General features: G+C 69.1%; 15 protein-coding genes. 9 read left to right on the top strand and 6 right to left on the bottom strand.

Features of this window, described 5'->3' with window-relative positions:
- Positions 1-49: 49 nt before the first annotated feature.
- Together ABMA10_RS10525 and ABMA10_RS10520 are read left to right on the top strand one after the other, a co-directional pair.
- Positions 50-1,432: a 2-isopropylmalate synthase gene (locus ABMA10_RS10525; protein ID WP_347866691.1), complete on the top strand. Its 1,383-nt coding sequence runs from the start codon at positions 50-52 to the stop codon at positions 1,430-1,432.
- Positions 1,433-1,555: 123 nt separating this feature from the next.
- Entirely contained in the window at positions 1,556-3,400 is a 1,845-nt protein-coding gene (locus tag ABMA10_RS10520) for a DEAD/DEAH box helicase (protein ID WP_347866692.1), read from the top strand.
- 100 nt (positions 3,401-3,500) lie between these two features.
- Here the strand turns inward: ABMA10_RS10520 and ABMA10_RS10515 are convergent, their stop codons facing one another.
- Genes ABMA10_RS10515 through ABMA10_RS10505 form a run of 3 tightly spaced genes read right to left on the bottom strand, consistent with a single transcriptional unit; the run spans position 3,501 to position 6,066 of the window.
- Positions 3,501-3,986 (bottom strand): hypothetical protein, encoded by a 486-nt coding sequence (locus tag ABMA10_RS10515; RefSeq protein ID WP_347866693.1) that lies wholly within the window; start codon positions 3,984-3,986, stop codon positions 3,501-3,503.
- Positions 3,987-4,043: 57 nt separating this feature from the next.
- Positions 4,044-5,384 (bottom strand): sensor histidine kinase, encoded by a 1,341-nt coding sequence (locus ABMA10_RS10510; RefSeq protein ID WP_431031481.1) that lies wholly within the window; start codon positions 5,382-5,384, stop codon positions 4,044-4,046.
- Between the two features lie 4 nt (positions 5,385-5,388).
- On the bottom strand, positions 5,389-6,066 hold the full coding sequence (locus tag ABMA10_RS10505) for a response regulator transcription factor (RefSeq protein WP_347866695.1): 678 nt from the start codon (positions 6,064-6,066) through the stop codon (positions 5,389-5,391).
- A 111-nt stretch (positions 6,067-6,177) separates the two neighbouring features.
- Here ABMA10_RS10505 and ABMA10_RS10500 point away from each other — a divergent pair, with 111 nt between their 5' ends.
- The 6 genes from ABMA10_RS10500 to ABMA10_RS10475 all read left to right on the top strand — a co-directional run bounded on the left by ABMA10_RS10500 (position 6,178) and on the right by ABMA10_RS10475 (position 11,405).
- Positions 6,178-7,017, top strand: a complete 840-nt coding sequence (locus ABMA10_RS10500) for a helix-turn-helix domain-containing protein (protein ID WP_347866696.1) — start codon at positions 6,178-6,180, stop codon at positions 7,015-7,017.
- A gap of 223 nt (positions 7,018-7,240) precedes the next feature.
- Positions 7,241-8,266 (top strand): iron-siderophore ABC transporter substrate-binding protein, encoded by a 1,026-nt coding sequence (locus ABMA10_RS10495; protein ID WP_347866697.1) that lies wholly within the window; start codon positions 7,241-7,243, stop codon positions 8,264-8,266.
- Positions 8,263-9,309: a FecCD family ABC transporter permease gene (locus ABMA10_RS10490; RefSeq protein ID WP_347866698.1), complete on the top strand. Its 1,047-nt coding sequence runs from the start codon at positions 8,263-8,265 to the stop codon at positions 9,307-9,309. The genes ABMA10_RS10495 and ABMA10_RS10490 overlap by 4 nt, the downstream gene beginning before the upstream one ends.
- Positions 9,306-10,385 carry a FecCD family ABC transporter permease gene (locus ABMA10_RS10485; protein ID WP_414693588.1) on the top strand — a complete coding sequence of 360 codons (1,080 nt, stop codon included), beginning with the start codon at positions 9,306-9,308 and terminating at the stop codon, positions 10,383-10,385. Before ABMA10_RS10490 ends, ABMA10_RS10485 begins: the two co-directional genes overlap by 4 nt.
- Entirely contained in the window at positions 10,382-11,227 is an 846-nt protein-coding gene (locus ABMA10_RS10480; protein WP_347866699.1) for an ABC transporter ATP-binding protein, read from the top strand. Before ABMA10_RS10485 ends, ABMA10_RS10480 begins: the two co-directional genes overlap by 4 nt.
- Positions 11,220-11,405 carry a hypothetical protein gene (locus tag ABMA10_RS10475; RefSeq protein WP_347866700.1) on the top strand — a complete coding sequence of 62 codons (186 nt, stop codon included), beginning with the start codon at positions 11,220-11,222 and terminating at the stop codon, positions 11,403-11,405. Before ABMA10_RS10480 ends, ABMA10_RS10475 begins: the two co-directional genes overlap by 8 nt.
- On the opposite strand, the gene ABMA10_RS10470 is transcribed toward ABMA10_RS10475, so the two are convergent.
- Complete coding sequence (locus ABMA10_RS10470; protein WP_347866701.1) at positions 11,402-11,791, bottom strand: hypothetical protein; 390 nt, start codon at positions 11,789-11,791, stop codon at positions 11,402-11,404. The genes ABMA10_RS10475 and ABMA10_RS10470 overlap by 4 nt on opposite strands.
- Before the next feature lie 24 nt (positions 11,792-11,815).
- Entirely contained in the window at positions 11,816-12,358 is a 543-nt protein-coding gene (locus ABMA10_RS10465; RefSeq protein ID WP_347866702.1) for a TetR/AcrR family transcriptional regulator, read from the bottom strand.
- A gap of 81 nt (positions 12,359-12,439) precedes the next feature.
- Between ABMA10_RS10465 and ABMA10_RS10460 the strand changes: the two genes are divergently transcribed.
- Positions 12,440-13,378, top strand: coding sequence for an SDR family NAD(P)-dependent oxidoreductase (locus tag ABMA10_RS10460; protein ID WP_431031480.1), 939 nt, complete (start codon positions 12,440-12,442; stop codon positions 13,376-13,378).
- 67 nt (positions 13,379-13,445) lie between these two features.
- Here the strand turns inward: ABMA10_RS10460 and ABMA10_RS10455 are convergent, their stop codons facing one another.
- Complete coding sequence (locus ABMA10_RS10455) at positions 13,446-13,910, bottom strand: carboxymuconolactone decarboxylase family protein (protein ID WP_347866704.1); 465 nt, start codon at positions 13,908-13,910, stop codon at positions 13,446-13,448.
- Positions 13,911-14,091 lie beyond the last annotated feature (181 nt).

Genomic DNA, 14,091 nt, shown 5'->3' with positions numbered 1-14,091 from the left:
GGTGGTCGTCGATGCGCCGGTCGGACCGATCCGAGCAGGAAGCAGCACCATGACCACCACGAGCCCCACCACTTGGAACACGCAACGCCCGTCCGGGATGCCGTCGCACCGCTACCGATCCGCCCACGATCGCGTCGAGATCCCCCTCGCCGAGCGCGACTGGCCGACAGCCCGCTTCACCGCGGCACCGCTCTGGGTGCCCGTCGACCTGCGCGACGGCAACCAGGCACTGCCCGAACCCATGTCCCCGGCCGCCAAGCGACGGTTCTTCGAACTGATGGTGGGCATGGGCTATCGCGAGATCGAGGTCGGCTACCCCTCAGCATCGCAGACGGATTTCGACTTCGTCCGCCTGCTCGCGACGGAGCGCATCGCTCCGGAAGACACGACGATCGTCGTGTTCACAGCCGCACGTCGCGACCTCATCGAGCGCACCGTCGCCTCCATCGCCGGCATGCGGAACCCAGTCGTCATCCACGTGTACACGGCGACCGCGCCGATCTGGCGCGACATCGTGCTACGGAGCAGTCGGGACGCCCTCACCGATCTGGTCCTCGGCGCCGCGGACGACATCCTCGAACTCGCCGGTGCGCTGCCGAACGTGCGCTTCGAGTTCTCCCCCGAGGTCTTCAACCTCACCGAACCCGACTTCGCCCTCGAACTCTGCAACCGTGTGACGAGTCGATGGGAGGCATCGCCCGACCGCCCCGTCATCCTCAACCTGCCTGCCACGGTCGAGATCGCGAGCCCGAACGTCTACGCCGATCAGATCGAGTACATGCACCGGAACCTCGAACGGCGGGACAGCATCATCCTGTCGGTACACCCGCACAATGATCGCGGCACCGGGATCGCGTGCGCCGAACTCGCCGTCCTGGCCGGCGCTCAACGGGTGGAAGGCTGCATCTTCGGCAACGGCGAACGGACCGGCAACGTCGACATCGCCACACTCGCCCTCAACCTGCATGCCCAGGGCGTCGACCCGATGATCGACTTCTCCGACATCGACGGCATCCGTCGCGTCGTCGAGGAGTGCACCGGCATCCGCGTCCACGAACGTCACCCGTACGTCGGAGAACTGGTGTACACGGCGTTCTCCGGCACGCACCAGGACGCGATCGACAAAGGCTTCGTCGAGCATCGCTCGCGCGCCGAGGCCGCAGGAACCGACGCGTCCGAGCTGGACTGGCGCGTGCCATACCTCCCCATCGATCCCGCCGACGTCGGACGAAGCTACGACGGGGTGATCCGCGTCAACAGCCAGTCCGGCAAGGGCGGCATCGGCTACCTGCTGGAACGCTCCGGCGGGATCGTGCTGCAGCGCGAGGAGCGCATCGCGTTCGCCCGCATCGTGCAGGCGCAGACCGAACGCAGCGGGGGCGAACTCGACGGCCCGGCGCTCGTCGCGCTGTACGAGGAGTGGCGACGGTAGTCGTCCCCGACGGGCTCGGTGCGCGGCGGCCTCGACCCGCTCGCCGGGCCTCCGGCGACCTCGGAGGCCTCTGCGACATGTTCATGTCCTGGAAACGCTTGCGCACCGGCTACCGTTAGGAGTGTGACGTCACCTGATTCCACGACGCAGCCCGAGGCGGACACCGCCGGCGCTACGCAGACATTCTCCGAGCTCGGGCTCGACGACGCGGTCCTCAAGGTCCTGAAGGACGTCGGCTACGAGACGCCGTCGGCCATCCAGGCCGCCACGATCCCCCCGCTGCTCGCCGGGCGCGACGTCGTCGGCCTCGCGCAGACCGGCACCGGCAAGACGGCCGCCTTCGCACTGCCGATCCTGTCCCGCCTCGACCTCTCACAGAAGTCCCCCCAGGCGTTGGTCCTCGCACCGACGCGCGAGCTCGCCCTCCAGGTCTGCGAGGCGTTCGAGAAGTACGCGACGCACCTGCGCGGCGTGCACGTCCTCCCCGTCTACGGTGGCCAGGGCTACGGCGTCCAGCTCTCCGCGCTCCGTCGCGGCGTGCACATCGTCGTCGGTACGCCCGGCCGCATCATGGACCACCTCGAGAAGGGCACACTCGACCTCACCGAGCTGAAGTACCTCGTGCTCGACGAGGCCGATGAGATGCTCAAGATGGGCTTCGCGGAGGACGTCGAGACGATCCTCGCCGACACCCCCAAGGACAAGCAGGTCGCGCTCTTCTCCGCGACGATGCCGTCGTCGATCCGTCGCATCTCGGCGAAGTACCTGAACAACCCAGAAGAGATCACGGTCAAGACGAAGACCACGACCTCGGCGAGCATCACGCAGCGCTACCTCACGGTGTCGTATCCGCAGAAGGTCGATGCGCTCACCCGCATCCTCGAGACCGAGAACTTCAGCGCGATGATCATCTTCACGCGCACGAAGAACGAGACCGAGACGCTCGCCGAGAAGCTCCGCGCACGCGGCTACTCCGCTGCGGCGATCAACGGCGACGTCGCCCAGGTGCAGCGCGAGCGCACCGTCAACCAGCTGAAGGCCGGCAAGCTCGACATCCTCGTCGCGACCGACGTCGCCGCGCGTGGTCTCGACGTGGAGCGCATCAGCCACGTCGTCAACTACGACATCCCGGTCGACACCGAGTCGTACGTGCACCGCATCGGCCGCACCGGTCGAGCCGGCCGCACGGGAGACGCGATCAGCTTCGTCACGCCTCGTGAGCGTCACCTGCTGAAGGCGATCGAGCGCGCCACGCGTCAGCCGCTCACCCAGATGCAGCTCCCGAGCGTCGACGACGTCAACGCGACGCGCCTCACACGCTTCGACGACGCGATCACCTCCGCCCTCGCGCACACGGACCGCATCGAGCGGTTCCGCGACATCATCGCCCACTACGTCGAGCACCACGACGTCCCGGAAGCCGACGTCGCAGCCGCCCTCGCCGTTGTCTCGCAGGGCGAGACCCCGCTGCTGCTGTCGGCCGAGGAGGAGCGCGCCCGGCGCCAGGAGTTCGACAACGTGGGCCGCGGCAACGACCGCGCCGGCCGCGGCAACGACCGCCGCGACTCCGGCGACCGTGGTTCTCGCTACGACCGGAACGATCGCGGAGACCGCGACGGTGGTGCCGACCGCCCCGAGCGTCGCAGCCGACCCTCCAGCGGCCCGATGGCGCCCTACAGGATCGCCGTCGGACGCCGCCAGAAGGTCGACCCACGACAGATCGTCGGTGCGCTCGCGAACGAGGGCGGTCTGAAGCGCGAGGACTTCGGCGCGATCCAGATCAAGCCGGACTTCTCGATCGTCGAGCTGCCGGCCGGTCTCGGCAACGACGTCTTCGACCGCCTCGAGAACACCCGCATCAGCGGCAAGCTCATCGAACTTCGTCCGGACCGGGGCGGCCCGGCGCGTCGTCGTGACGACGAGGGTTCCTCCTCCGGCGGCAGCTACGACCGCAAGCCGCGCAGCTAAGCACGGCGCCAGCAGCCACACCAGGAGGGCCGGACGGAATCGCTGATTCCGTCCGGCCCTCGCGCATGCAGCACGCCGGTGCTGCGCTTTCGGTGCGGCGTCAGTCGCGCGGGTCGAGCACGCTCGCGACGACGGCGAAGTCGGCGTCGAGGTCGATCTCGAGTTCGTCGCCGTTCGCGAGGAGCACGTCGACCTCGAACGCGACGCCCGGGTCGTCGCTCCGGTCGACGTCGGTGACGGTGCCTCCGCCGGCTTCCGCGAGGGCGGCTGTCGACGCATCGGCGTACTCGGTGTCGGTCAGCGCGATGTCGTCGGCATCGCGGGCGTCACGTCCCTCCGCGCCTGCGACGTCACGGTCGGTCGCTCCGTCGTCGGTCGTCGCCGCGTCTGCGGCGGCTGCCGTGGCTCGGTCGTCGTCGTCGAACTCGTCGATCGCGAACGCCGCGCCGGCGCCGCCGAGCGCGAGACTTCCGACGACGATCGCCGTGATCCACACGGGCTTCCGACGCCAGAACGCGGGCTTCGCGTCGCGAACGTTGGACTGCTGGGTGGGTTCGATGGGCTGGGTGGCTTCGGTCTCGTTCATGTGCACCAGACTGTCCGAGCAGCGCTGAAGCGGACCTGAAGCAAGCTGAAGGCCGATTCAGGAACGGTTCGCGGCGGGAAGCATGACGACGAATCCCGCACCACCGAGTGCGCCGTCGACGATCTCGACCGATCCGTCGTGCAGGCGCACCACGTCGGCGACGATGGACAGCCCGAGCCCGGAACCGCCCGCATCGCGTGACCGACTCTCGTCGAGCCGGACGAACCGCTCGAACACGCTCGACCGGTCGCCGATCGGCACACCGGCGCCGTCGTCGTCGACCCTGACCCGCACGACCGGACCGTCCGTCCAACACGCCAGCCGGATCGTCGATCGCGCGTGCCTCGCCGCATTGTCGACGAGGTTCCTCACCACACGTGCGAGCAGCTGCTCGTCGCCTTCGACCCGGGCTGCAGCGATCCCACCGGCATCGACGGTGAGCGACCCGGCCCCACGCACCCGTGCTGCCTCCGTGAGCAGCAGGTCGTCGAGGTCCACCGCCCGCCCGGACACGACCGTCGCACGTTCGTCGAGCTTCGCCAGCAGCAGCAGCGACTCGACGAGCCCCTGCATCCGCAGCCCCTCCTCGAGCACGGTCGAAGCGAGCTCCGAGCCGTCGACCCGGTCGGGGTGCGCGACGGCGACCTCCGCATACTGCCGCATGACGGCGAGCGGGGATCGGAGCTCGTGCGAGGCGTCGGACACGAACCTTCGCTGAGCGGTCTGCGCGTCCTCGAGTCGCGCCAGCATGTCGTTCATCGTGCTGGCGAGGCGGCTGATCTCGTCCCCGGTCGCAGGCACCGCGACCCGTCGATGCAGATCGGCGGCGCTCAGCGCGGCGACCTCCCGGCGGATCCGTTCCACTGGCGTGAGCGATCGACCGACGAGCACCCAGGTGAGGGCGCCGACGAGCAGCACGAGGACGGGTACGGCCACGGCCAGCAGGATCGAGACGAGTCCGACGGCGTCGTCCACGTCGTCGAGCGATCGCCCCGCCAGCAGGACGTACTCCTGGTCTCCGAGTTCGACATCCTCGCGTGCGAAGACGACCGACTCGTCGTCGACGACACTGACGAAGGAGTCGCCACCCGGCACCGGGTCCGGGAGCTCGATGTCGTCGTCGGTGCGGTCGACGACGCGGCCGTCGAGGATGAGGACGAGGAGCCTACCGTCGTCGTCCGGGAGCGTCCGGGTGCCGGCGGATTCAAGTTGTGACGCCGCACTCTCTGCATCGGCGACCGCGCCCTGCTCGACGCCCGACCGGAGGGTCGCGGAGAACAATCCGACGAACGCGAGCGATCCGAAGCCGAGGAACACCGCCACCGCCACGACCGCCCCGAGCGTCGCACGACCACGGACCGAGCGCCACCGGCTGCTCCGGGTCGTCGCAGTCGACATACCCTCAGCCACGATCGCCCACCAACCGGTATCCGAAGCCTCGGACGGTCTCGATCGACCCCAGTCCGAACGGCCGGTCGACCTTGTTCCGCAAGTGTCCGATGTAGACCTCGACGATGTTCGGATCACCCTCGAAGTCGTCGTCCCAGACGTTCTGCAGGACGTCGCGCTTCGAGACGACCTCCCCTGCACGCCGCATGAGGAACTCGAGGACCGCGAACTCGCGGGAGGTGAGCTCGATCGGCGTCTGCCCGCGGTTCAGGCGTTTCGCCGCGGGGTCGAGCCGCAACCCCCCGACCTCCAGCACCGCCGGCCGCTCCCGCGATCCGCGGCGGACCAGGGAGCGGATGCGCGCGACGAGGACGGCGAAGGAGAACGGCTTGCTGAGGAAGTCGTCCGCGCCGGTGTCCAAGGCCTCCACCTGATCCCAGTCGCCGTCCTTCGCGGTGAGCATGAGGATCGGGGTCCAGTCCCCGGCGGCCCTGAGCTGCTGGCACACCCGATAGCCGCTCATGCCGGGCATCATGATGTCCAGGATGATCGCGTCGTAGTGGTGCTCGCCCGCCATCCAGAGTCCGTCGACCCCGTTGGAGGCGAGGTCCACGGCGAATCCCTCTGCTTCGAGCCCGCGTCGGACACCGTCGGCCAGACGCACTTCATCGTCGACGACGAGGATCCGCATCGCTCCCACTTTCGGGTCGGCCGCCGGACGACGCCCGACCGGTGGACACCAGTCTGGCGTGCTGAAGCTGAATCGGTGCTGAAGTCGGCTTCGCACCCGTACGCTGGAGCGATGCCCGGCTCTGCGTCCCCAGCTGAGATCTGGGAGCAGTCCGTCGACCTGGCCGTGACGGACCCCGTCGGACCCGCCCGACGCCGACTCCCTCTGTACGAGGCCGGCGCGGTCGAGGTGCCGTTCGTGATCCGGGACAACACCGAGGTCATCGAGCGCGACACGCACTGGGAGGAGCACTCCCACCCGACCCACGAACTGCTCTGGAACGCGCGCGGCACCTCGACGGCCACCGTCGGCGACCGCGTCTGGACGGTCACGCCGAACAATGGTCTCTGGATCCCGGCCGGCGTCAGGCACTCCGGCTGGACGCCCGCCGGCACGTGGCAACGCGCCGCCCTCTTCGGCATCGACAGCGTCCCATCGATCTCCGAGCGTCCCGCCGCCGTCGAGGTCACCGTGTTGCTGAGGCTCCTGCTCGACCGGTTGAGCGAGGACGGACTCGACGACACCTCACGAGCGACGACAGAGGCGACGATCCTCGACATCCTCGCGCCGGCACCCCACGAGATCCTGCTCCGAGTCCCCCACTCGCCTCTGCTCGCCGTGATCGCCGAGCGACTCCGCAAGGATCCGTCCGACACGACCTCGCTCGCCGAGTGGGCCGAGCGGTCGGGTGTGAGCACGCGCACGATCACCCGCGCCTTCGAGGCTGAGACCGGGCTCGGGTTCAGCCGATGGACGGCCACGGCCCGTGCACAACACGCGATGCTGCGCCTGTCTGCCGGGGACAGCATCGACGAGGTGGCCGCGTCGGTCGGCTACCGTTCGTCGACGGCGTTCGGCACGGCGTTCCGCCGCGTCACCGGTGTCAGCCCGGGACGGTTCCGGTCGCTCTGAGAACTGTCTGAATCGCGAAGGATCGTGTCGGATCCACTCGATTGCAATCATCAGCAGGGGCCAGTAGCTTTGGTTAGGCAATCCTTCATCACGGCTTCGCTGCGCCGGATGCCGGCCGTCTGACGGCCCTCCTCCACGACCCCTCGACGACGTCCTCCGACGCCGCCGTCCGTCGCGCCCGCAGCATGCCGACACAGCACCCAGGCTTCTCCGAAAGGACACCATGCAGCACGCTTCCCGTCTCGTCGCACTCTCAGCGGCAGCGTTCCTCACCGTCGGCCTCGCGGCCTGCTCCTCCTCCTCGGCAGACGAGGGATCGAGCGCAGACGGCGAGTTCACGCCCATCACGATCGAGCACGCCCTCGGCACCACGACGATCGATACGAAGCCAGAACGGGTCGCGACCGTCAACTGGGCCAACCACGAGGTCCCGCTCGCCCTCGGCGTGGTGCCCGTCGGGATGGCCGCCGCGAACTTCGGCGACGACGACGGCAACGGCATGCTCCCCTGGGTCGAGGACAAGCTCGAAGCGCTCGACGCCGAGCCGCCCGTGCTCTTCGACGAGACCGACGGCATCGACTTCGAGGCCGTCGCCGACACGAACCCGGACGTGATCCTCGCCGCCTACTCCGGACTCACGCAGGAGGACTACGACACGCTCAGCGAGATCGCCCCGGTCGTCGCGTATCCGGAGACCGCCTGGGGCACGTCCTGGCGCGACACCATCACCTTCAACAGCGAAGCCATGGGCATGGCCGACGAGGGTGCAGCGCTCATCACCGAGCTCGAGGGTGAGATCAGCGACGCAGCAGCCGAGTATCCGCAGCTCGAGGGCAAGACGGCGATGTTCCTCACCCACGTCGACACCACCGACCTCAGCGAGGTCAGCTTCTACACGACTCACGACACGCGCACCGCGTTCTTCGAGGACCTCGGCCTCGCCTTCCCCGAGAGCATCGCGACGGCGTCCGCGGAGACCGAGTTGTTCTCGCTCACGCAGAGTGCGGAGCAGGCTGACGCCTTCAGTGACGTCGACATCATCGTGACCTACGGCGGCGACGAGCTCATCACGGCGCTCGAAGCCGACCCGCTGCTCGCCCAGATGCCCGCCGTCGCGAACGGCGCCATCGTCGCGCTCCCCGGGACGAGCCCCCTGGGCACCGCCGCGAACCCGACGCCGCTCTCGATCTCCTGGATCCTCGGCGACTACCTCGAGCTGCTCGCCCAGGCAGCCGACAAGGCGGAGTGACCACCGACACGGCCACCCCACCCGCCTCGGGCCTCGCACTCGTGCAGCGTCCGAGGCGGGTTCGCGGGCTCTGGCTCCTCGTCGCAGCCAGCGTCCTGCTCGTCCTCATGATCGCCTCCGTGATGGTCGGCTCCCGCGATGTCGGTTGGTCCGCCGTCGTCGGAGCCTTCAGTGGCGCGGTCGACGGTTTCGATCAGGCGGCCGTCGCCAAGCGGATCCCCCGAACGATCCTCGCCGTGCTCGCCGGAGCGGCACTCGGCGTGTCCGGCGCAGTCATGCAGGGTGTCACACGGAACCCCCTCGCCGACCCCGGCATCCTCGGCATCAACCTCGGCGCATCCCTCGCCGTCGTCGCGGGTCTCGCCTACTTCGGTCTCGCAGCAGCGAGCACCACCATCTGGATCGCGATCATCGGCGCAGCCGTCACCGCCGTCTTCGTCTACACGATCGGCTCGCTCGGCCGCGGCGGTGCGACACCGTTGAAGCTCGCACTCGCCGGCGCGGCCACGTCCGCCGCGCTCGCCTCGTTCATCACTGCGGTCGTCCTCCCCCGCGGTGACATCGCGAGCAGCGTCCGCTCCTGGCAGATCGGCGGCGTGGGCGGCGGCACCTTCGTCCTGATCAACCAGGTGCTGCCGTTCCTCATCGCGGGCCTCCTCATCTGTCTCCTGTCCGCGCGCGGTCTGAACTCCCTCGCACTGGGTGACGACCTCGCGGCCGGACTCGGCGAGCGCGTCGCCGTTGCCCGCGGCGCTGCCGCACTCGGTTCGGTCATCCTCTGCGGGGCCGCGACGGCCGTCACCGGGCCGATCGGCTTCGTCGGGCTCGTCGTCCCGCACGCCTGCCGGCTCGTCGTCGGCGTCGACCACCGTTGGCTGCTGCCGTTCTCGGCGATCGTGGGTGCGGTCCTGCTCACCAGCGCGGACATCCTCGGGCGCGTCGTCGCCCGACCTGCCGAAATCGACGTCGGCATCATCACGGCCCTCATCGGCGCCCCGATCTTCATCGCCATCGTCCGTCGGCAGAAGGTGAGCGCCCTGTGAGCACCGGCCAGCAGACGGGATCACCCCTGGACCTGGTGTCCGAAGCCCGCTCGACGATCGACCGCGTGACCGGCGGGCGGCGGATCCGTGCCCGACGGCGAGCTGTCGTCATGGTCGTCCTCACGGTCCTCATCGTCGTCGTGTTCGCCGTCTCACTCATGGTCGGCAAGAGCTTCTATCCACCTTCCGACGTACTGCGGGTCATCGCCGGCGAGGACGTCGCCGGCGCGACGTTCACGGTCGGCCGACTGCGGCTGCCACGCGCCGTGCTCGCGGTCATCGCCGGGGCATCGTTCGGGCTGGCCGGCGTCACGTTCCAGACGATGCTGCGCAATCCGCTCGCGAGCCCGGACATCATCGGCATCAGTGCCGGATCGAGCGCGGCGGCAGCCTTCGCCATCGTCACCCTCTCGCTCGGCGCGACAGCCGTCTCCGTCTTCGCGATCGTCGTCGGTCTCGCCGTCGCGATCCTCGTCTACCTCCTGTCGTACCGCGGTGGCGTCGCAGGCACGAGACTCATCCTCATCGGCATCGGGATCGCAGCCATGCTCGACAGCCTGACCGCCTACGTCCTGTCGCGTGCGGCGCAGTGGGACCTGCAGGAGGCGACCCGATGGTTGACCGGCAGTCTGAACGGGACGAGCTGGCCGCAGGTCGCCCCCGTCGTCGTGGCGCTGCTCGTGCTCGGACCGGTACTCCTCGGGCAGTCGAAGAACCTTGCTGCGACGCAGCTGGGAGACGACACCGCCGCCGCCCTCGGAGTCCGCGTCAACCGCACGCGTCTCATCATCGTCGTCGCCGCCGTGGGCCTCATCGCCTTCGCGACCGCGGCCTCAGGGCCGATCGCGTTCGTCGCATTCCTCTCCGGCCCGATCGCGTCACGCGTCGTCGGTCGCGGCGGGCACATGCTGGTGCCCGCAGCACTCGTCGGCGCACTCCTGGTCCTCGCCGCAGACTTCGCCGGCCAGTTCCTGCTCGGCGCCCGGTACCCCGTCGGCGTCGTCACCGGCGTGCTCGGGGCACCGTTCCTCATCTGGCTCATCATCCGCACCAACCGCGCTGGAGGCTCCCTGTGACCACCGCACACCACCTCGTCGTCGAGCGCCTCACCCTCGGCTACGGCGACCGCACCGTCATCGACGATCTCGACCTCCTCGTTCCGCCGGGCAAGGTGACCGCGATCGTCGGTGCGAACGCCTGCGGCAAGTCGACACTCCTGCGCTCGATGTCGCGGTTGCTCGCGCCTCGAGGCGGTCGAGTCATCCTCGACGGCAAGGAGGTGCACAGGCTGCCCGCGAAGCAGCTCGCCCGCACACTGGGGCTCCTCCCTCAGTCCCCGATCGCACCGGAGGGCATCACCGTCGCCGACCTCGTGGGTCGCGGCCGACACCCTCACCAGGGTTTCCTCTCGCGGTGGAGCGTCGAGGACGACGTCGCGGTCGCCGCAGCCCTCGATGCGACGGAGACCGCCGCGCTGGCCCAGCGCCACGTCGACGAACTCTCCGGTGGCCAGCGTCAGCGGGTGTGGATCGCGATGGCCCTCGCGCAGCAGACCGATCTCCTGCTCCTCGACGAGCCGACGACGTTCCTGGACGTGAGCCATCAGGTCGAGGTGCTCGACCTCCTCACCGACCTCAACCGCTCGCGCGGCACCACGATCGTGATGGTCCTGCACGACCTCAACCTCGCCGCCCGGTACGCCGACCACCTCATCGCCCTCGCCGACGGACGCCTCCACGCCGCAGGCACACCGAGCGAGGTCCTCACCGAGGACACGGTGAGAGCGGTCTTCGGCCTCGAGAACCAGGTCATCACCGACCCGACCTCCGGCAAGCCGCTCATGCTCCCGATCGGTCGTCACCACGTCACGGTGCGAGACGGGCAGCCGGCGCCACGCGTAGGCTTGCCCCATGAGTGACGAGGAACGCCGGAAGCGTGCCGCCGAACAGGAGGCTCGTGCGCTGCGGGCGATCGAGTCCATCGAGCAGGGCGGCGACCTCGGCAGGGAGACGCTCGATCTGTCGAACGAGTACTCGGACCGGGTCGGAGCTCGCTTCCGCGCCTGGATACACGGAGTGAAGCGCCGGAAGCGCTAGTCCGGATCCTCCGCGTCCCAGGAGAACTCGCCCGACGGCGCATGCGGACGCAGGGTGTCCGGGAGCGGAAACCCGACACGGTGTTCTCGGAGCGGGACGTCGATCGCACCCCAGTCCTCCGTCTTCATCCGGATGCCGTCTGCAGACACCTCGGTGAGTCGCACGCGCAACCACCGGCCGTCGTCGAGCAGGAGCTCGTAGGGATCGGCGAGGTAGCCGATCCCGAGCGCGTCGAGCGCCTCCTCTGCATCGAGCCAATCGAGTACATCGGTGCGCTGGCGACCGAGCAGGTCGATGACGACGAAGCCGTCACCCTCGGGACGCATCCAACCAATGCGCTCGCCGTCTCCGCGACGGTGTTCGATCCACTCGGCAGGTGCAGGCATGCTGGAACCCTAGCGGTCGACGGTTCAGGCCGCCGCGCGGAGGCCGACGACGAGGACGTCGAGGAACAGGGGTCGTTCCTCGGGCGATCCCAGACGCACTGCATGCTCCACGCCGCAGACGAGGTGTTGCAACTGCTCGATGGTGAGGTCCGCACGCACGGCACCCGCAGACCGTGCACGATCGAGGACCCCGAGGAACACGCCGTACACCGACCGTTTCAGAGCACGCACCTCATCGCTCTCACTGTCGTCCGCGAGCAGCACGGACTGCAGCCCACCCTCGCGGAGCTGCAACTCGAGCGCCGTATCGAGCGTCGACCGCAACGCGGCCGCCGGATCCGGGGCGTCGGCGGCCGAACGAATCCGGGCATCGAGTTCCTGCAACGCGTCGAGGGCCAACGCCTCGACGACCGCGTGCACGGTCGGGAAATGCCGGTACACGGTCCCGACGCCGACGCCGGCGTCCTTGGCGAGATCGTTCAGGCGGAGCTCGACGGAGCCCTGCCCCCGCGCAGCGGCGAGGATGCGCTCGCGGCTGCGAGCCGCGTCGGCACGAAGCGTCGTCATGATGCGACTCCTAATCGGATAGTTCATCCGTTTCATGTACAGTGAACCGGATACATCATCCACTCTAATCGAAGGAACCACATGACCTGGGACCCCGCCCACCTGCCGACCCACGAGGGCAGGACGTTCGTCGTCACGGGAGCAACTGCCGGGATCGGGTATTTCGCCGCAGAACAACTCGCCGCCACGGGAGCTCACGTCGTGCTCGCATCCCGATCCGCCGACAAGCTCGCGGTGGCCCTCCGGGCGATCAGGGAGCACGTCCCGAAAGCGTCACTCAGCACCGCGCTCCTCGACCTCGCCTCCCTCTCGTCGGTCCGCGCAGCCTCCGAACAGCTCGTCTCGCTCCCGCGGCTCGACAGCGTGCTCCTCAACGGAGGGTCGATGACGATGCGGAGAACCGATCGGACCCGCGACGGCCTCCCGATGATCGTGGGCACCCATGTCATCGCCAACACCGCCCTCGTCGCTGGGATCCTCCCCGCACTGCGCCGCAGCGGGTCCGCGTCAGACGGGCGCCCCGCCAGGATCGTCCACACCTCGACCGGCTTCGTCGCGCAGTTCGCCATGCGGCCGGGGGGCGCTCTCCTGACCCCCCGCGTCTCGATCGCCGCCTACACGAAAGCGAAGACGATCACCGAGGTGTTCGCCTTCGAGCTGGATCGACGGCTCCGCGCGGCCGGCTTGCCGGTCCATTCCATCGTGACGAGGCCCGGGGTGGGCGTGGACGCGAAGACGCCGACCCGCGCCGGTATCCGCGATGCGACAACCCCGTATCAGCGCAATCCCTACACGCCGTGGGCGCAGGGGAAGGACACCGCGGCATGGTCTGCCGTGCGTGCCATGACCGACCCCGCCGCCACCGGCGGCGAGTACTACGCGCCGAGCGGGCGCCTCCGTGGCCTCCCGGAGCGGGTCGATCCGACCGCCCGCACGGCCGCTCCGGCGCCCGAGGTCGCGAACCGGATCTGGGATGAGCTCGAGGAGCTGACGGGTGCGCCGATCCTCCCTGGAGCGTGACCTCCGCGATCCTGAACGCGGGCGGACCGGACGGTGGCAGCGCACGACCGATCGCAGGCTGAAGGCGTCAGCCGCGCTCGGGATGTACCGGGTAGTGGCTCGTGATGGCGACGCGGTTGAACGCGTTGATGACGATGGCGAGCCAGCGGACGGCCGCGATCTGCGAAGTGGTGAGCGTGGAGAGGTCGTCGTCGGGCAGGCGACGGCGTTGCTGCACATCCGCGATCAGCGTCACGTCCTCCGTGACGGCGAGCGCGGCCTGCTCCACCGGGGTGAAGTACTCGCTGTCGCGCCAGGCCGGCAGGAGCGCGAGGCGGTCGGCGGTCTCACCCAGGGCGATCGCATCACCCACGTGCAGTCGCAGGCAGTACGCGCATCCGTTGATCTGCGAGGCGCGGATGCGGATGAGTTCGATGAGCCGCTTGTCGATCCCCGCGGCGAGAGCGGCTTCGGCAGCCGCTCGCCCGGTCTCCACCAGGGCACTGTAGACCTCGGGTGATTCCTTGTCGAGCCAGACGTCGCCGCTCATCATGTTCCTCTCCTCGGGCAGCGCGCGCGGATCCGCGGGCTGCTCCCCCAACGCTAACGCGAGTGAGTGGGTGTCGTCACCGGGGTGGTACATCCCGGCTGATGACGCCGTTCGTCGAGGACGCGTGCGGCTGCATCTCGACACGCCGCATGTCGCAGTCCCTGCAGCGGCGATACCGCACACG

Origin of the sequence: Plantibacter sp. RU18 (assembly GCF_050613355.1) — a bacterium.
Lineage (GTDB): Bacteria > Actinomycetota > Actinomycetes > Actinomycetales > Microbacteriaceae > Plantibacter.
The sequence above is the reverse complement of the archived record's forward strand: the minus strand, read 5'-3'. Positions and strand labels throughout refer to the sequence as shown.